The following is a 19032-nucleotide window of genomic DNA, read 5'->3' as shown; positions in this document are numbered from 1 at the left end:
TGGCTTACGGATTTCGGGACGCATCCTACTTCTTTCTGAAAATCAAGGATGCGTTCCCCGGTAAAGTGCGATGAACCATTTTTTATCCTGGCATCGTGGCGCAGCGTACGCACGGCTTCGGCCGGCCTCGGCTACACTGGCTGATCGCCAACACTCAGGAGTGAAGAATGTCCGTATCCATGTACCAGGCCACCGTCCCCGTCTTCGCGCGCGGCTTGCGCGTCGTTTCAAACCTGCTGGAAAAAGCGCAGGCCCATGTCGAGCAGGGCGGCATCGTGCCGGAAATTCTACTGGGTGCGCGGCTGGCGCCCGACATGCTGGACCTGACGGCGCAGGTGCAGCGCGTCAGCGATACGGCCAAGCTGTCGGTCCAGCGCCTGAGCGCGATTCCCGCGCCCAAATTCGAGGACAATGAAACGTCGTTCGAGCAGCTGCAGCAGCGCATCGCCGACACTATCGCCTATGTCGAAGGCGTGAATGCCGGCCAGATGGCGGGCAGCGCCCAGCGCGAAGTGGTGCTGAACTGGACCGACGAGGGTACGAAGTTTGCCGGTGACGATTATCTGCTCAGCTTTGCGCTGCCGAACTTCTATTTTCACGTTTCGATGGTGCACGCCATCCTGCGCAACAACGGCGTGACCATCGGCAAGCTCGACTATCTCGGTCCCTACGACTGATTTTTCCTAGCGCTGCGGCTGCTGCACCTGGTTCTGCACCGCATTGCCCAGGAAGCCGCCGCCGATCACGCCGGCCACCGTCGCCAGCGCCTTGCCGCGGCCACCGCCCACCTGGTTGCCGATCAGGCCGCCAATCACGGCGCCGGTGCCGATGCCCACATAGTTGGGCTGGGCGGGCGCCTGTGCCTGTACTGGCTGCTGGCGTACCGGTTCGCGGTAGGCGTAATCGTCGTCGCGGCTGGCCGGACGCGCTTGCGCCACGCGATGGACCACGCGTTTGTGCACGACCGGGGCCGGTGCTGGCGCTGGCGCTGGCGCGGCTTGCGCCAGCACGGGCGCGGCCACCGGTGCCGCCACCGGCGCCGCCAGATTGCTGGCCGCCAGTTCGGCAGGGATGGCCGGGGCTGGCACATTGGCGCGCGAGTTGGGCAAGATGCCGGCAATCGATGCCGCGCCGACCAGGCACAGTACCGTGGCGGAAATGGCGGCGCCGGCCATCAAGGGGTGGATGCGGGCGGTGGTGCTGGTAGCGGTGCTGTTCATGCTGGTCTCCTGAAAAACAATGTCTGGGTTGACGATGTGTCCAGAGTACCGGTGCTCCTCGCGGCAGGATAGACGTTGCGCTGTATCAAACGTAAGCAGGTGTAATCCACCGTTTTTCTGATCGCGGTACCATCTGTGCTTCATCAAGCCGGAGTCATCCATGAGCCAGTTATTCACGCCTTACCAGTTGGGCCCCCTGTCCCTGGTCAACCGCATCGCCATCGCCCCCATGTGCCAGTATTCTGCCGAGAACGGCAACGCCACCGACTGGCACATGATCCACCTGGGTCACTTGGCGCTGTCGGGCGCCGGCGTGCTGATGACGGAGGCGACCGCCGTCTCGCCGGAGGGGCGCATTTCGGCCGAGGACCTGGGCCTGTGGTCGGATGCCAACCAGCAAGCGCTGGGCAAGGTGGTGCAGGCGATACGCCGCCATGCATCGATGCCGCTGATCGTGCAGCTGGGCCACGCGGGCCGCAAGGCGTCGAGCCGCGCGCCGTGGCAGGGCGGCAACTGCGTGCACTTGTCGGAAGGCGGCTGGCAGACGGTGGCGCCGTCGGCGCTGGCCCATGCGCCCGGTGAAACGGTGCCGATCGCGCTCGATGAGGCCGGTTTGCTGCAAGTAAAAGCCGCGTTTGTCGCCGCCGCCAAGCGGGTCCATGCGCTCGGTATCGAAGGCATCGAACTGCATGGCGCGCATGGCTATCTGCTGCATCAATTCTTGTCGCCGCTGGCCAACCAGCGCACGGACGCGTATGGCGGCAGACTGGAAAACCGCATGCGCTTTCCGCTGGAAGTGTACGAGGCCGTGCGCGCTGCTGTACCCGCCAGCGTGGCGGTCGGCATGCGCATCTCCGCCACCGACTGGGTCGAGGGCGGCTGGGAGATCGAGCAAAGCGTGCGGTTTGCCCATGCACTCAAGCGCCTCGGTGCCGACTTTATCCACGTCTCCAGCGGTGGCGTGTCGCCGCAGCAGCAGATTCCCCTCAGCCCCGGCTACCAAGTGGGCTTTGCCGAACGCATCAAGGCGGAAACCGGCATGCCGACCATCAGCGTCGGCCTGATCACCGAAGCGCAGCAGGCCGAGGACATTGTCGCCGGCGGCCAGTCCGACATGGTGGCGCTGGCGCGCGCCATGCTGTTCGATCCGCGCTGGCCCTGGCATGCGGCGGCCAAATTGGGCGCCCAGGTGCAGGCCCCGCCGCAGTACTGGCGCTCGCAGCCGCGCGAGTATAAAAACCTGTTTGGCGACACGACGCAAGGCCAGCGTTAGAGGAGCAATCCCGCATCCTCTGCTACACTGGCCGCTCTTTACCTCATTCTCCAGGACATTCGACATGCGCCATTGATACTGCCGTGCTTGTGCACGGCCCAGCCCATCCCGCCCCCGCGCGGGTTTGCCAGCCTTGTACAAGGAGTATCCGCATGCCTGCATTACTGCAACTCGATCGTCTTTCCCATGTGCTGCCCGATGGCACGCCCTTGTTTCACCACTTGCAGTTTTCCTTCACGCCGCACCGCGTCGGCCTGGTCGGCGCCAATGGCGTGGGCAAGAGCGTGCTGGCGCGGCTGCTGGCGGCACAAGCCACGCCCAGCAGTGGCGCCGTGCGCTGCGACGGCCTGGTCCATTATGTGGCGCAGGAACTGGCTCCCGGGCACTTTCCCACGGTTGCCGCGCTGGCCGGCGTCGACGGCGTGCTGGCCGCGCTCGATCGCATTGCCTTTGGTGCCATCGATGAAGCGGACTACGCGCTGGTGGGCGAGCGCTGGGATGCCGGTACGCGCCTGCGGCAAGCCCTGGACGAGATCGGCTTGGGCCAGTTGCGGCCCGATACGTCCACGGCCAGCCTGAGCGGTGGCGAGCGCCAGCGGATCGCGCTGGCCGGCGCCTGGCTGTCGCAGGCCGACTGGCTGATTCTTGATGAGCCGAGCAATCATCTCGATGCCACCCAGCGCGCCAGGCTGGTGCAGCAAATTGCGCGCTGGCCGCGCGGCTTGCTGCTGATCAGCCACGACCGCGGCCTGCTGGCGCATGTGGACGAGATCGTCGAGCTGTCGTCCCGGGGCTTGCGCAGCTACGGTGGCAATTACGCGTTTTATGCGCAGCAACGCGCGGCCGAGCAGGCAGGTTTTGCCAGCGCCCTGCAGGCCGAAAGAGCCGCTGAAAAACGCGGGCAGCGCGAGGCGCACAAACTGGCAGAACGCCAGCAGCGCCATGTGGCGCGCGGCGAACGCGACGGCCGTCACGCCAATCAAAGCAAGCTGCTGCTCGATGCCCGAAAAGAAGGCAGCCAGGACAGCCAGGGCAAGCTGCGCCTGCGCGCGCAGGCGGCCCGGGCCGAGCGCCAGCAGCGGGTGCGCGAGGCCAGCGAACGCTGTGCGCCCGATGCCGAGCGCCTGCTGCTGGCGCCCGACAGCCGTGTGCCGAATGGCAAGCTGATGCTGGAACTGCGTGGGCTGGTGCTGCCGCACGGCAGTGCGCAGCCGCTTGAACTGCTGCTGTCCGGTCCGCGCCGGCTGGCCGTCACGGGCGACAATGGCAGCGGCAAGTCGACCCTGCTGCGCGTGATCGCCGGCCTGCTGGCCCCAAGCAGCGGCGAGGCGATCTGCCATGGCAGGCTGGCCTGGCTGGACCAGCATGCGGGCAGTCGTGACGGCGAGCTGAGCGCCGTGCAGCGCTTGCAGGCGCGCCATCCCACCATGGCGGAAGGCGAACTGCGCACGCGGCTGGCGCTGCTGGGCATTGCCGGCGCGCGCGCCACCATGGCCAGCCGTTTGCTCAGCGGCGGCGAACGGATGAAGGTGGCGCTGGCGGCCGAGCTGTATGCCGAGGCGCCGCCGCAATTGCTGCTGCTCGACGAGCCCGACAATCACCTGGACCTGGCCAGCTTGCAAGCTTTGGAACAGATGCTGGCGCAGTACCAGGGCGCCTTGCTGGTGGTCTCGCACGATCACGCCTTCCTGCAGCAATTGCGCCTCGACGAGCCCGGCCTGCACTTGGCCGCCAAGGCGGAAAACAGGTGATTGTCGGTATAATCCACTGAATAACCACGCCTATTTGTGAACTTAAACTGGGCATTCCCCCCTATGATGGGGTTTAATCTGGAATTGTTGTCACAGTTATATTTCATGTGCGCCGCTCTGGTCATCGTTCACTTTGTTTTATTGGAGAAATAGCATGTCGTTTTACGAAAAACTGAAAGCCCTCAATATCGAATTGCCGACCGTTGCCGCGCCGGCCGCCGCCTATGTGATGCATGCGCGCACCGGCAATACCGTGTTCCTGTCCGGCCACCTGGCCAAGAAGGACGGCAAGGTCTGGGTCGGCCAGCTGGGCAAGGATACGACCACGGAAGAGGGAAAACTGGCCGCGCGCGGCATCGCCATCGAACTGATCGCCACCCTGCAGGACGCCTGCGGTGGCGACCTGAACAAGGTCAAGCGCATCGTCAAGGTGATGAGCCTGGTCAATTCCACGCCTGACTTCACCGAGCAGCACCTGGTCACCAATGGCGCCTCGGAACTGTTCGTCGAGGTGTTCGGCGATAGCGGCAAGCACGCCCGCTCCGCCTTTGGCGTGGCGCAGATTCCGCTCGGCGCGTGCGTCGAGATTGAACTGATTGCAGAGCTGGCAGAGTAAATGCATTAACTGCACCGGCACGCAAGCGGCCGGTGCATCATAAAAAGACGGAGACGAAGTAATGAAATCGAAAGATCAAGGTTTGCACCGTGGCCTGGGTGAGCGACAGATACGCCTGATGGCGCTGGGCGCCGCGATCGGCGTGGGCCTGTTCCTGGGCTCGGGCAATGCGATCCGCATGGCCGGTCCCGGCATCATGCTGTCGTATATCATCGGCGGCGCGGTGATCTTCATGATCATGCGCGCGCTCGGTGAAATGGCGGTGCACAATCCCGTCGCCGGCTCCTTCAGCCGCTATGCGCAGGATTACCTGGGACCCTTGCAGGGTTACCTGACGGGCTGGAATTACTGGTTCCTGTGGCTGGTCACCTGCGTGGCGGAAATTACCGCCGTCGCCATCTACATGGGCATCTGGTTTCCCGACGTGCCGCGCTGGATCTGGGCGCTGGCCGCCCTGGGTTCCATGGGCGCCGTCAACTTGCTGGCCGTGAAAGCCTACGGCGAATTCGAATTCTGGTTTGCCCTGATCAAGGTCGTTACCATCATCCTGATGATCGTCGGCGGCGCCGGCATGATCATCTTTGGCCTGGGCAACGATGGCGTGGCGATCGGCATTTCCAACCTGTGGACGCATGGCGGCTTCTTTCCCAATGGCGCGCAAGGCGTGCTGATGTCGCTGCAGATGGTGATGTTTGCCTACCTGGGCGTGGAAATGATAGGTCTGACGGCCGGCGAAGCGGCGAATCCAAAAAAATCGATCCCCGACGCCATCAATTCCGTGTTCTGGCGCATCCTGATCTTTTATGTCGGCGCGCTGTTCGTGATCCTGTCGATTTACCCATGGAATGAAATCGGCACCACCGGCAGCCCCTTCGTGATGACCTTCGAGCGCCTGGGCATCAAGACGGCCGCCGGCATCATCAACTTCGTGGTGCTGACGGCCGCGCTGTCGTCGTGCAATGGCGGCATCTTCAGCACCGGCCGCATGCTGTACAACCTGGCGCTGCAGGGCCAGGCGCCGAAGGCGTTTGCGGAGACCACGGCCAGTGGCGTGCCGCGCCGCGCCATCATGGTGTCGGTGCTGGCGCTGCTGATCGGCGTGCTGCTGAACTACCTGGTGCCGGAAAAAGTGTTTATCTGGGTCACCTCGATCTCCACCTTTGGCGCGATCTGGACCTGGGGCATCATCCTGGTCACGCAGATGCGCTTCCGCCAGACCTTGAGCCCGCTGGAGATCAAAAACCTGGCCTTCCGCATGCCGTTCGCACCCTATGGCTCGTGGCTCTCGCTGGCTTTCCTGGCGCTGGTGATCGGCCTGATGGCGTATTTCCCCGATACCCGCATCGCGCTGATGATCGGCCCGGCCTGGCTGATCCTGCTGACCGTGCTGTATTACGTGCTGGGCCTGGCGCCGAAAGAGCGTGGCGAAGAAGTGCCGCAAGGCTATGAGGCGGGCTGGCCGCCGGCGGACATTCATCTGCCGAACAAGAAATAAGTTCTAGGCCCCGGCCGGTATCCTGGCGCGCCCCTGCGATTGCAGCGGCGCGCTTTTTATTGCCGCCGCCGTTGTTTCCTTGCATCAAAGATCTGTTCGGCTGGGCCGGTGAAAGCCCTATAATCGCTTAGTTTTGAAAATGGACTGTACTGTTTCCGGCTTTTTGCCAGGTAAAGACCACGCACCATTTTCATGCGTTTTCAGTCGTCATGACCCGCCTCCTAAAAGGATTGCTAGTGAGCCAAACCCTGGTCCAGAAACTTTGCCGCACCAAACCGATCGATACCACGAGCGGCACTGGTGAAGGCCTCAGCAGCAGCGGCTTGAGCCGTTCCATCGGCCTGTTTTCCCTGACCATGATCGGCGTCGGCGCCACCATCGGCACGGGCATCTTCTTTACCATGGTCGAAGCCGTGCCCAAGGCCGGCCCGTCCGTCATCCTGTCTTTCCTGATCGCCGCCGTCACGGCGGGCCTGACGGCCCTGTGCTATGCCGAGCTGTCGTTCCGCATTCCCGCCTCGGGTTCCTCGTATTCGTTTGCCTACGCCACCGTCGGCGAATTCCTGGCCTTTATCATGGCCGCCTGCCTGCTGCTCGAATATGGCCTGGCGGGCAGCGCGGTGGCCATCGGCTGGTCGTCCTACCTGAACAACTTCCTGGAAAACGCGTTTGGCTGGCATATCCCGGAAATGCTGCGCACGCCGATGATCGTCTCCGGGCCGAACGGCATGGAGTTTCATGCCGGCCATATCAACCTGCCGCCTATTTTCCTGATCTGCATGTGCTGCTTCATGCTGTTGCGCGGCGCCAAGGAATCGGCCCTGATGAACGCCGTCATGGTGCTGATCAAGCTGGCCATCCTGGTGTTCTTTATCGTCGTGGCCTTCTCCGGCTTTAACGCCGACAATTTTTTTCCTTTCTTTAATACCGACAACAGCAAGGGCTTTGCCGGCATGACGGGGGTCACGGCCGCGGCCGGCACCGTGTTCTTCTCGTTTATCGGCCTCGATACGGTAGCCACGGCTGGCGACGAAGTGAAAAATCCCACGCGCAACGTGCCGCGCGGCATCCTCGGCGCGCTGCTGATCGTCACCGTGTTTTATCTGCTGGTGGCCGTGGCCGCACTTGGCGCGCAGCAGGCGAAACTGTTTGAAGGCCAGGAAGCGGGCCTGGCGGTGATCCTGCAAAACGTCACCGGCCACGCCTGGCCGGCGCTGGTGCTGTCGGCCGGCGCCGTCATTTCCGTGTTCAGCGTGACCCTAGTCACCATCTACGGCCAGACGCGCATCCTGTTCGCCATCAGCCGCGACGGCCTGATTCCGAAATCGTTCCAGAAGATCCATCCGCGCACCCTGGTACCGGTCAGCAATACCCTGATCGTCTGCCTGGTGGTGGCGCTCGTCGCCGGCTCCGTCGACGCCACCTATTTGTGGGATATGGTCAGCATCGGCACCCTGACCGCCTTCATGGTGGTGTCGATCGCGGTGCCGGTGCTGCGCCACAAGCAGGGCGCCAACCGCATCGAAGGCTTCAGCGTGCCGTTCGGCCCGTATGTGATCCCGGGCCTGAGCGTGTTTGCCTGCCTGTACATCATGCGCGACTTGCCACATACCACCTTTGTTGTCTTCAGCGTCTGGATGGCGGTCACGGTGGCCATCTATTTCCTGTACAGCATACGCCACTCGCACCTGGGCAAGCAGGGACGCTGACCCTGGCATGACCACTCGAAACCGCCGCGCTTGCCGGCGGTTTTTTTCATTTCTAACCGGGAATTACATCATGAAAATAACCGAAATCGCCAGCCTGGGCCTGTTGGCCAGCGCCTTGCTCGCTGCCAGCGCACAAGCGGGTGCCACGCCATCGCTGCGCGACTACCGCGCCGTGGCCCTGTCCGGCAACGGCCAGCGCATCGTGGCCATCGAGTCCAGCGACACCGGGGGCCAGGTCCAACGGCCGCATGCGGCCATCGTGGTGCGCGACGCCGGCAGCGGCGCCATGGTGCGGCAGTTCGACCCCTGCGCCGTGTGTTCCTACGACAAGCCCAGCTGGTCGCCCGACGGCAAACAGCTGGCCTTTGTCGCCTACGACGCCAAGGCCGGCAAGGCCAGCCTGTTCCTGGCGACTCTGGGTCCAGGCAAGCGCGAGGCAAAAGAATTGCTGAGCATCAAGGGCGTGGCCAGCACGGCGCGCTGGTCGCCCGACGGCAGGCAGCTCGCCTTGCTGGCGACGGTCGGCGCGCGCAAGCTGGCCGGCGCGGTGGAAGCGGGTGCGCGCCAGGTGGGCGAAGTGGGCGGCGAGGATGACGCCCAGCGTATCGCCGTGGTGGCGGCCTCGGGCGGCGAACTGCGCCTGGTCTCGCCCGCCGACACCTATGTGTACGAATACAACTGGACCCCGGACGGCCATGGTTTTGTCGCCACCAGCGCGCAGGGCAATGGCGACAGCAACTGGTGGGTGGCCAAACTGAGCCATGTCGATGCGGCCAGCGGCGCGCTGCGCGAGATCGCCGCGCCGGCCATGCAGCTGAACCTGCCATCGGTCTCTCCGGACGGCAAGACCGTGGTGTTTGTCGGCGGCCTGATGAGCGACTTCGGTTCCATCGGCGGCGACATCTATACCGTGCCGCTGGCCGGCGGCACGCCGCAGAACCTCACACCCGACTATCGCGGCACCTTCAATGGCGTTGTCTGGCGCGGCAATGGCCTGCTGGCCACGGCCCTGATCGACTCGCAACTGGCGCTGGTGAAACTCGATCCGCAAACGGGGCCGGCCGCGCCGCAACTGCTCGGCGAAGTCAGCAGCGGTGGTTCGGATGGCCGCCTGTCGTTCAGCGCCGATGGCCAACATGCCGCCGCCGCGCAGGAGGACTTTACGCGGGCGTCACACCTGGTGGCGGGGCCCTTGACCGGCTTGAAGAAAATCACGCGCGACAACGATGCCCTGGCGCCGCAACTGAGCGTGCAGAACGTCGGCTGGAGCAATGAGGGCTATCAGGTGCAAGGCTGGTTGCTGGGTCCCTTGAAGGTTGACGCGGACAAGAAGCATCCGATGATCGTCGTCGTCCATGGCGGCCCCGGCGCCGCCGCCTCGCCGCGTTATGTCGGGCCTGGTGAGCTGGCCAGCGCGCAGGTGCGCGAGATGACGGAAAAGGGCTATTTTGTCTTCTTGCCGAATCCGCGCGGCAGCTTTGGCCAGGGACAGGCATTTACGCGCGCCAATATGCGCGACTTCGGCGGCGGCGACTGGCGCGACATCCTGGCCGGCATCGACGCGGTGGAAAAAATCGCGCCCGTCGATGGCCAGCGGCTCGGCCTGACGGGCCACTCGTATGGCGGCTTCATGACCATGTGGGGTGTGACCCACACCACGCGCTTCAAGGCGGCCGTGGCTGGCGCCGGCGTGTCGAACTGGATCAGCTATTACGGCCAGAACGGCATCAACCAGTGGATGATCCCCTTCTTCGGCGCCTCGGCCTATGACGATCCCGAGGTCTACCGCAATGCGTCGCCGCTCTCGACCATCAAGGCGGCGGTCACGCCGACCCTGATCTATGTGGGCGAGCGCGACGTGGAAACGCCGGCCGCCCAGTCGCTGGAATTCTGGCACGGCCTGCGCGCCATGGGCGTGCCGTCGTCCCTGTTCATCTATGACGGCGAGGGACATTCGTTCCGCAAGCCCGAGCACCAGCGCGACCTGCGCCAGCGTACTCTGGCGTGGTTTGAACGTTATTTGAAATAAACCGAAGTAAACGAAAAAAGCCGCTCGATGAGCGGCTTTTCAGTTTCTGATACGAACTTACACGTCCAGCTTCAGCTGCAAGCCCGTTGCCGTGTAGGTTGGCGTAACCTTGAAGCCGTCGACGGTAATGCTGTCGAACTTGCCCTTCAGGCTGGCTGCGCCGATCACGTTCAGGGTGTCGCCCGCGGCCGGCTTGTAGCCGTTCTGGAACGTCACCTTCAGGCTGCCGCCGGCCACCGTCATCGCGCCTGCCACCGTCAAACGGCCGCCCTGGCCGCTGCCCAGTTTCAACTCCAGGTTGCCGGTCGCCAGCTGCGTGTATTTGGCGGCCAGCGTCAGGCTGCCAGCAGCATTGCTGACCAGGGTGCCGCCGCTGACATACACGTCGCCCTTGCCGAAGGCCGTGGCCGACAGCGCTTCCAGGCGGCCGGCTTCGACCTGCGTGCCGCCGCTCCAGCTGTTGTTGCCGCCCAGTTTCAGGGTGCCCGTGCCTTGCTTGTTCAGCTTGCCTGCGCCGCTGATGTCGTTGCGCCAGCGGTCGACGGCGTTGAAGCCACCCTTGGCCGCATCCATCGCCACCACGACGTTGCCGGTAAATACGCCATAGCCATCGGCGGCGGCAAACAGGTTCAAGCGGCCCCAGCCTTCAGCATCGTCCATCACCGGGTAGCCCGATGGCATGGCCGTGGTTTTCAGCACCACGCGGCGCTGCGCCTCGGACAGATACGGCAAGCGTGTTTCCAGCAGCACTTCCGCGCCTTTCGGCACCACGGCAGGCAGCGTGGTCGAGCCGATCGGCGCAAAGCCGAAGGTCATGCGGCGGATATAGGCGGCCTTGGTGGTGGCATAGTCGGCAAAGCGGTCGTTGGTGCCAGAGTGGGCATAGTCATACAGGGTGTCGGCGGTGGTATTGGTTTTCGCCATCAGGGTCGTGTGCGCCTGGGTGACGGCGGCCGCCTTGATCTTGGCTGTTTCGGCGTCGAGCAGATTGGCCGCGACGATGGCTTGCGCCTGTATCCGGCCGCTGACCACGTCCAGCGGCGAGTGCATGCCGGCGATAATGCGGTTTTCGCCCAGTTCCAGTGCGCGCGCCATCATCTCCTGGTAACGCTCCGGCAGGGCATACGCCATGCCCAGCGCGCCACGAACGGCCTCGGCCGTATGGCCGCTGGTAAAGCCGCCATCGGTGGCCGGCGTGCTGCTCTTGGCCGGCACCAGGGCCGGCACCAGAACAACTTCGCTGCTCCAGCGGTAAGGACGCGCATATTTGTAGAAGCGCTTGGCCGGCTCGGTCGAGCCGTTATTGCCCATCGCATTGACCAGGCTGACCACTGTGCCGAACTCGGCGTTGTCGCTGCCGGCCACGCCCGTATTGTTGCCGCTGTCGTTGTACACTTTGCTGGTGGCATCGGCCGCGATCTCGTTGATGCTGGTGGTCTGGCGCGCGGCGCTGCGCCAGGCGTCGGTCAACGGGCCCATGCCGTCGGTAATGCTGTAGCCCTTGCCGCGGCGGTCGTCGAGGTAGGCGGCCAGTTCCTGGGCCGGCGTGCGGCCCGTCGTGACCTTGATGGCGTAATCGATATTGGCCTTGTGCACGGCCGCGTTGACGATGGTGCCGGTCGGCGTGCCGTCATTCGGCACGCCGGTCCAGGCCGATTGCGTCACGGCCGGGAAGGCGCCCACGGCCGGCGCGGTCACGCCGGCGTCGACGATTTCCGTCAAGGGTTTCCAGATATCGAGCATGCCGATCAGCACGCGCACGCCGGCGTTGGTGGCGGCGGTGGCGTAGCGGGCGTCGCCGCGCTGGTTGCTGGCCACATTGTCGACAAACGGGATCGCCGTGGCGGACGGTGGCGCCGTATCAGGCGCGCCCTGGTCGGCCGGTGCGGCCGGGATCACCAGTGCTGCCTCTTCATTATGGTCGGAACCGCCGCAGGCGGCGAGGGCGAGGGCGGCGCTGATGGCCAGTGCCAGTGGCAGGCGGCGGGTCATGGGAAATGCGTGCATGTGGAAACCTTGACGTAGTGGGAGGCTGGAAAAAACCTCCGCAGCATAACGGCCGCTTGTTACGTCTTCATGACATGGTTTCCTTGGCTATGATTTCCTTAGTGCAACGATATGCACGATCGCCGCGCTATGCACCACGATCTTGTCGGCATCGGCCTGCAACAGTCGGATGCGCCGCTGCACCAGCGGCCAGCCCGACCAGCTGACATCGTCCACCGAGGGCGCAGGCAGCGCTGGCTGCGGCGCGCTGATGGACGCCTTGTTGTCGAGCTGGTCCAGCGCGCGCGACAGGGTCTTGCACACTTGCGTATGGCTGTGCGTGAGCAGGGCATTCACGGGCGCCACCGGCAGCTGGCTGGCATGGCGGCCCAGGATCGAGCGCAGCGCCGCCACATGGGCCACCAGTAGATAGTTCTGCACGATAAACAGATTGATGTCTTCCACCGCGCGCTGCTTGCTGGCCGGCTCGTCGAGCATGCGCACCAAGGCCGAGCTGAGCGCGGCCAGGCTGTCCATCAGGCGCTTGCGCTCGATGCGGTAGGCGAAATCGTCGAAGCACTTGCCCTGCAGCAGCTCGAAGCTGGCCTGCATGTAGGACAGGTTGACGGTCAGCACCTGGCGGATCAGCCGTGGCAGGCTCTGGTATTCCCAGTTGGCCAGCACAAAGCTGAACACGGTCGCCACCGCCGCGCCGATCAGCGTGTCGATCAGGCGTTCGCTGACCAGGTTGGGGTTGCTGGGCGCTACCAGGTGCATTTGCAATAAAATCATCAGGCTCACCGCAATGGCCGTATAGCGATAGCGCAGGTAGATGAAGGTGGGCGTGGCAACGATGGACAGGAACAGAATTGCCATCAGCGCGATATTGCTGTGCACATAGCGGATCACGATGGCGGTGGCCACGCAGCCGATAATGGTGCCGATAATGCGGTCGGCGCGGCGCTGGCGCGTCATGCTGAAGGTGGGCCGCAGGATAATGACGATGGTCAAGACGATCCAGTAGCTGTGCGCCGCATATGGCAGCCAGTGGCCGATCAGCAAGCCCACCGAAATGGCCATCGCCACGCGCAGCGCGAAGCGAAAGATCGGCGACTCCAGGCGCAAGTTGGACAGCAGGGTGGCCAGCTCGTACTTTTGCTGCGACAAAAAGGGCGCCATGTCGGCCCCGCTCCAGAACGGCACGTCGGCATACACTTTCTGGCTGGCCAGGTGCAGTTCGGCTATCATTTTCAGGATGGCGCGGATCTTGTTGCGCTGCGCGCGCAAGGTGGCCAGCGCTTCCTGCGCGCTGTCCCCCCTGGCCTGCAGGCGGGCAATTTCCGCCTCGATGTCGGCCCATTCCTTGTCGTAATTGATTTGCGCATACGAGGCGCGCTTGCGCGTGACGGCGTAGGCGACGGATTCGATATCGCGCGCCGCCTTGTAGGCCAGGTCGTGCAGCGAGGTCAGCACGTCGGAGTCGGCCAGGTGCTGGCGCAGCAGCGCGTAATCGGTGTGGGTGGACAGGATCAGCTCGTACAGGTCCAGCATGCACACATGGACTTGCACCACGATGGCGTCCTTGCTGTTCTTGTGGCTGCGCAGAATCAGGTCGCGCGAGGCCTGCTGGCGGTCGGCCAGGATGCTCTGATGGCGCACCAGCTTGTTGAATTGCTCCGTCAGGTTGAAACGGGCATCGTAAAAATCGGCCTTGATGTCGATATATGCGGCCAGTTCGAACAGCGCTTCGGCCAGCACCTGCTGCTTGATACGGTGGCGCAAGACCCAGGCCACCGCCATCGCGTAGCTCAGGTAGGCCAGGCCACCGAGCATGAACAGGCCCGCATGGTGGAACGACTGCTGCCAGGTCATCTGGTGTTCCATCGACATGGTCATGATAAACAGCGCGGCCAGTTGCAAGGGCATCGACTTTTTGCCGTAGACCACCATCATGCTGGCGAGGAAACTGACCAGCACCAGCACCGTCATCAGCAGCCATTGCACCGGGCCGCACAGGCTGATCAGCAGGGTCACAAAACTGCACAGCAGCACCGAGGCCAGCATTTCATTGAATTTGTGGCGCAGCGGGCTGGGCATGTCCATCAGGGTGGTGCACAGCGCGCCGATGCAGACCGTCATGGCGGTATTGCTGTCGCTGATTTCCAAGGTCAGCAGGGTCAGGCCGACCAGGCCGATGGCCACGCGCAAGCCCAGGTAAAAGTAATGGCTGTAGATAAAGGTGCGCAGGTTCAGTGCGTAGTGCATGGTTGTACCTTGTGGGTAGAGCACAGAAAGAGGCGCTGCACCGGGGTCTCCGATGCAGCGCCAGGATAAGACGACTACTTGCGGCCCGGACTTACATCAGGGCCAGCACCGGATAGCGGCGCCATTCAGGTTCGGCAAAGCGTTCACAATGTTCAAAGATAAAGTCAAGCACCGCTTCCTGATTGCTCAACAGATCCGGATTGGCCGTCTTCCATTCGGCAAATTTTTCAGCCAGCGCCGGCTCGTCGCGCAGCAGCTCGGACGCCATGTCCTCGAATACATAGTCGGAAAATGCTTCCTTCTTCTCCAGCACGCTGTTGAAAAAGCCCCAGCGGAAAAAGCTGTCGTGCGCCTGCGGTTCCAGCGTTTCCACCGCGTAGCGGGCATTGTCCTGGTCCAGGCTCACCAGATAGTCGCCCGCTTGCAGGGTGAACTGCGCCGTATGTGTTTCGAGCTCCAGCGTGTCATGGAACATATGGCCTTCGTAGGCGGTGGCCCGCGTGCCCACTTCCTTGATGTGATAGTAGCGCGCCGTTACCGTCTGTTCGCTGGTGATGCGCGTCATTTCGACGCCGTTCCAGCGCAGGCGCTCGATTACCTCGCGCCAGGCCTGCGGCACCACATAAGCCTTCGGCGCTGGCACCACGACATCGGCGTCGAAGCGGTTGTAATAGGGGATATCGCGCTCCCACGGCTGCGTACGGTCGTACGACAGGCGCTGGTAGTTGCCGATCACGCTCGGCGTGTACTGCGCTTTATAACCCTTGAAGCGGAAGGTCGATGGCTGTGCTTCGTTCATGGTCCAGCTGACGGGCCACTCAGGCCGCGTGCGGCCGGCCGTTTTCGCGGCGGCGCGCAATTGCTGGATCTGCTCGCCGTGCTCGACCGTGAACGCCATGGTGATGTCGAGCAGGGCGCGCATCGAGGCGTAGCGGTCGGCGAACGGTTTCAACATATGCGTTTCGGGCATGAAGCCGATCACATGGTGCAGGGCCGCGAAGCCGGTCGAAAAGCGCGGCACTTCCAAAAATTCCGCAATGCCGTGGTCCGGGCTGTCCTGCACCGGATTCACATACGGGCAGGTGGGCCAGCCAGCGTTTTCCATTTCTGCAAAAATATGCGGCAGCATGGTGTCCTGCAGGAACGGCCCCAGGCCATTGCCCAGTTTGTCTGTCTGCGTGTGGATCAGGGTCATGGTGTACGGGTAGTCGGCGCCGTTCGACGTGTGCGTGTCGACCATCACGTCCGGGTCCCAGCTGGCCAGCAGGCGGTTGAACACTTGCGCGTTCAGGCTGTCGCACTTGATGAAGTCGCGGTTCAGGTCCAGGTGGCGGCTGTTGCCGCGAAAGCCGAACTGCTCCGGGCCATCCTGGTTGACGCGCGAGGTATTGGCGCGGTTCAGGCTGCCATCGACGTTGTAGATCGGAATAAACAGCAGCACGGTCGTGCCCAGCGCGGCCAGGCGCTCCGGCTGCGTGCACAGGTCGCGCACGATGGCCATGCAGGCGTCGATGCCTTCCGGTTCGCCCGGGTGGATGCCGTTATTGTTGAAAAACACGGTGCGGCCCGCCTGCTTGATCTGCTCGCGGTCGAATACGCCGTCGGCGCTGACCACGCCAGCATGGATGGGCACGCCCGAGTCGGACAGGCCGATCTGTTCGAAATGCAGCACCTGCGGGTAGCGGGCGGCGAGATCTTTGTAGAAAGTGATGCATTCCAGCCAGGTCGTGGTCTGGTTGTGGTTACCGAGTTCGTAGGTCGTGCGCAAGTCTTGTGGCATGGCGGTGTGAGTCTGGGAAGGTGGGAACGGCGCGCTGGGTAAGTACGCCGACTAGGCGGCAATTGTAGCACCGGCGCTTGCGGCTTGATGCGGTGCAGGAAGTGGTTTCGTCAGCCGTGTTATCAATCAGCCTCACTCCCGGGAGGCGCCATGCGCATGATCACCATCGTTCTGCTCTGGACTTGCGGCTGGGCCTGGGCCGCGCCCCATGACGGTTCCGTCACCTTGGCCGGCGCCGGCGCCTTGATCCGCTATCGCGGCATGCTGCTGGCGCTCGATGGCGCACCGTCAGCACAAGCCGTCGATCTGCGCTTGAGGTCGGGCAGCTTGCCGTTGTGGCAGTCCATTACCCGGCGCAAGGGCAAGGTGCGTGTGCGCATCACGGCGTTGCCGGGTCCTGGCGACAGGCCCGCGCTATTGCTGGACTTTGGCGACAATGCTTACCGCATCGTGATCCCGGCGGCGGGCATGGACGCGGTGGATTATCCGCTGCTGGCGCAGCGCTATCCGGGCGCCGACCTGGCCCTGCCGCTGGAAAATGGCCGGCGCGTGATACTGCGTGGCGAGCAGCCACAAGCTTCGCCGTACCGGTTCTCCAATATCAAACGCTAGACGAAAAAAAGCCACTTCCGAAGAAGTGGCTCAGGCTACCACTGCCCGTTGCGGGGCTTATGGGTTGTTGTTATCTGTTCGCGATTACTCCGCGCCCATTTCTTTCAGCAGGTTGTCGGCGTGATCGACATGCTTCATGTTCCACAGCATGTAGCGCAGGTCGACCTGGATCGAACGGGTATTGGCCTTGTTGTAGTCCCAATCGGAAATGATCGAGTCCAAGGTGCCATCGAAGGCCAGGCCGATGAATTCACCTTTCGAGTTCAGCGCTGCCGAACCGGAGTTGCCACCGGTGATGTCCAAGGTGGCCAGGTAATCGACCGGCACGGTTTTCAGTTTGGCATCGACATATTTGCCGAAGTCCTTGGCCTTGATCGCCGCCAGCTGGTTGGCAGGGGCATTGAACTCGCCTTCGCCGGTGGCCTTCGCTACCACGCCATTGACGGTGGTGAACGCGGTCCAGGTGGTGCCGTCGGCGCCATGGTCACGGGCGGCCACTTTGCCGAACGTCACGCGCAGGGTGCTGTTGGCGTCAGGATAGACGGCTTGGCCCTTGCTCTTCATAAAGGCGATCTTGGCTTTCATGTAGTTGGCGTACGATTGCTGGATCTTGCCCGACAGTTCTTCGTCTTCCGCTTCGTTTTTCAGCGAATCCGGGTACATGGCGACCGCTGCCTGGATAAAGGTATCCTTGCTGGCCTGGAATTCTGCAGGCGTGCGTTTCAGCCATGCCTTGCGTTCTTCCTTGTCGGCCAGCTTGCTGCCGGCATACAGTTTGTCCAGGGCGGCGGCCAGGTCGGCTTGCGACATGCCGTCCTTGATGCCGATGGCGGCGTCAAAGCTGGCGCGGCGCTGGGCGGCTGGCTGGGCGGCGTACTTGGTCAGGCTGTTCAGTACCAGCGCCTTGTCGACTTTTTCATCGTAGGTACGCTCGACCGAGGTGATGCTTGACTCCAGGCGCGGCAGGTCGCGCGTCTGGTAGCCCGATTTGCGCTCGGTGTCAGCCTTGGTGCTTTCATTGGCCAGGCGGTACAGGCTGCGTGCCGTGTTCAGCAGGCGTGGCTGTGCGTAACCGAGGAAGAAATCGCGCTTGGTGTCGGCATCGCGCTCGGCGATCAGCTTTTCCACCTGCTCGATGTCGCCGGCGAACTCCGCCTTGCGGGCGGCGTTGGCGTTGACCCAGGTTTTCAGCGCTGCATGTTCGGCCGTCTTGCGTGCCAGGAAATCGCTGCCCGCGTAGGAGTCCAGCATGCCCTGGCGGTTCTTGTAGTAATTGTTCACGCCGGCAACCTGGCCTGCGTATTTCAGCGCGACATCCTTGTTGTCCTTGGTTTCGCGCGCGATGATGGCCAGCGTTTCGCCCGAGGCTTTCACGAAGGCAGGGTAGTTCCAGTCAAACGTGAACGCCACTTCCGACGGCAGGCGGTGACGGTTGGTGCGGCCAGGGTAGCCCAGCGCCATCACGAAGTCGCCTTCTTTCAGGCCATCCTTGGCCAGTTTCAGCACGTGTTTCGGCTGGTATGGCACGTTGTCCTTGCTGAAGTCGGCAGCCTTGCCGTCTTTGCTGACATAGGCGCGGTAGAAACCGTAGTCGCCCGTGTGGCGCGGCCACATCCAGTTGTCGGTGTCGCCGCCGAATTTGCCCACGCCGGCCGGAGGCGCATGCACCAGGCGCACGTCGCGGATTTCCAGTTGCTTGATCAGGTAAAACTCCAGGCCGCCATAGTAGGCCGACACGGTGCAGCGGAAGCCCGCTTCTTTTTCGCATTCGGCGACCAGTTTCTTCTGGTTTTTCTCGATCGCGTCGATGCGTGCCTTGCCTTGCAGTTTGGCGACGTCGGCGGTGATGATCTTGTCGCTGACATTGGTCACGGCGGAGGTAACGAAGATGCGGCTGCCCGGCGCGGCCGGCAGTTCCTCAGCAAAAGTCTTGGCCAGGAAACCGTTGGCCAGCAGATCGCGCTCTTTGGTGGAATTGACCGCCACGCTGTTGTAGACGCAGTGGTGGTTGGTGGCAACCAGGCCTTGCGGCGAGACGAACGAGGCCGAGCAACCGCCCAGGCTGACGATGGCGCCCATCGGGAATTCGGTCAGCTTGGTCAGGGTGGCCGGGTCCAGTTTCAGGCCGGCGGCTTTCAATTCCTTGGCTACTTGTGGCAGCTGTTGTGGCATCCACATGCCTTCGTCGGCGTGTGCAAAATTGCTCAGGATAGCGAGCGCAATCAGGGATTTTTTCATTCGAGTTCTGGTCTTTTACATGAAGGGAAGTCGGAATCAGCGTGTGTACCCGGTGATT

General features: G+C 63.1%; 13 protein-coding genes. 8 read left to right on the top strand and 5 right to left on the bottom strand.

What is annotated here, in order from left to right; all coding sequences use genetic code 11:
* Window positions 1-167: 167 nt before the first annotated feature.
* Window positions 168-677, top strand: coding sequence for a DUF1993 domain-containing protein (locus tag ACP7B7_RS22550; RefSeq protein ID WP_426078154.1), 510 nt, complete (start codon window positions 168-170; stop codon window positions 675-677).
* A 6-nt stretch (window positions 678-683) separates the two neighbouring features.
* Here the strand turns inward: ACP7B7_RS22550 and ACP7B7_RS22545 are convergent, their stop codons facing one another.
* The gene (locus ACP7B7_RS22545) at window positions 684-1220 is read right to left on the bottom strand and encodes a glycine zipper 2TM domain-containing protein (protein ID WP_426078153.1); all 537 of its coding nucleotides are present in this window, start codon (window positions 1218-1220) and stop codon (window positions 684-686) included.
* A gap of 160 nt (window positions 1221-1380) precedes the next feature.
* On the opposite strand from ACP7B7_RS22545, the gene ACP7B7_RS22540 reads away from it, so the two are divergent.
* The 6 genes from ACP7B7_RS22540 (at window position 1381) to ACP7B7_RS22515 (ending at window position 10093) form a co-directional block, all read left to right on the top strand.
* Window positions 1381-2493, top strand: a complete 1113-nt coding sequence (locus ACP7B7_RS22540; protein WP_426078152.1) for an NADH:flavin oxidoreductase/NADH oxidase — start codon at window positions 1381-1383, stop codon at window positions 2491-2493.
* A gap of 152 nt (window positions 2494-2645) precedes the next feature.
* Window positions 2646-4244 carry an ABC-F family ATP-binding cassette domain-containing protein gene (locus ACP7B7_RS22535; RefSeq protein WP_426078151.1) on the top strand — a complete coding sequence of 533 codons (1599 nt, stop codon included), beginning with the start codon at window positions 2646-2648 and terminating at the stop codon, window positions 4242-4244.
* A 154-nt stretch (window positions 4245-4398) separates the two neighbouring features.
* Entirely contained in the window at window positions 4399-4860 is a 462-nt protein-coding gene (locus ACP7B7_RS22530) for a RidA family protein (RefSeq protein ID WP_308924049.1), read from the top strand.
* Between the two features lie 61 nt (window positions 4861-4921).
* Entirely contained in the window at window positions 4922-6355 is a 1434-nt protein-coding gene (locus ACP7B7_RS22525; protein WP_426078150.1) for an amino acid permease, read from the top strand.
* Between the two features lie 236 nt (window positions 6356-6591).
* Entirely contained in the window at window positions 6592-8064 is a 1473-nt protein-coding gene (locus tag ACP7B7_RS22520; protein WP_308924051.1) for an amino acid permease, read from the top strand.
* Between the two features lie 70 nt (window positions 8065-8134).
* Complete coding sequence (locus ACP7B7_RS22515; RefSeq protein ID WP_426078149.1) at window positions 8135-10093, top strand: prolyl oligopeptidase family serine peptidase; 1959 nt, start codon at window positions 8135-8137, stop codon at window positions 10091-10093.
* 57 nt (window positions 10094-10150) lie between these two features.
* Here the strand turns inward: ACP7B7_RS22515 and ACP7B7_RS22510 are convergent, their stop codons facing one another.
* The 3 genes from ACP7B7_RS22510 to ACP7B7_RS22500 form a co-directional block, all read right to left on the bottom strand.
* Entirely contained in the window at window positions 10151-12100 is a 1950-nt protein-coding gene (locus ACP7B7_RS22510; RefSeq protein WP_426078148.1) for a phosphatase PAP2 family protein, read from the bottom strand.
* A gap of 87 nt (window positions 12101-12187) precedes the next feature.
* Window positions 12188-14344, bottom strand: coding sequence for an FUSC family membrane protein (locus tag ACP7B7_RS22505; RefSeq protein WP_426078147.1), 2157 nt, complete (start codon window positions 14342-14344; stop codon window positions 12188-12190).
* Window positions 14345-14435: 91 nt separating this feature from the next.
* Entirely contained in the window at window positions 14436-16124 is a 1689-nt protein-coding gene (locus ACP7B7_RS22500; RefSeq protein WP_426078146.1) for a M14 family zinc carboxypeptidase, read from the bottom strand.
* Window positions 16125-16280: 156 nt separating this feature from the next.
* Here ACP7B7_RS22500 and ACP7B7_RS22495 point away from each other — a divergent pair, with 156 nt between their 5' ends.
* Window positions 16281-16736: a hypothetical protein gene (locus ACP7B7_RS22495; protein ID WP_426078145.1), complete on the top strand. Its 456-nt coding sequence runs from the start codon at window positions 16281-16283 to the stop codon at window positions 16734-16736.
* 84 nt (window positions 16737-16820) lie between these two features.
* On the opposite strand, the gene ACP7B7_RS22490 is transcribed toward ACP7B7_RS22495, so the two are convergent.
* A complete protein-coding gene (locus ACP7B7_RS22490) occupies window positions 16821-18974 on the bottom strand; it encodes a S46 family peptidase (protein ID WP_426078144.1) in 2154 nt (717 codons plus the stop codon).
* Between the last annotated feature and the right edge of the window lie 58 nt (window positions 18975-19032).

This window comes from Janthinobacterium sp. PSPC3-1 (assembly GCF_049896105.1).
GTDB lineage: Bacteria > Pseudomonadota > Gammaproteobacteria > Burkholderiales > Burkholderiaceae_D > Janthinobacterium.
The sequence above is the reverse complement of the archived record's forward strand: the minus strand, read 5'-3'. Positions and strand labels throughout refer to the sequence as shown.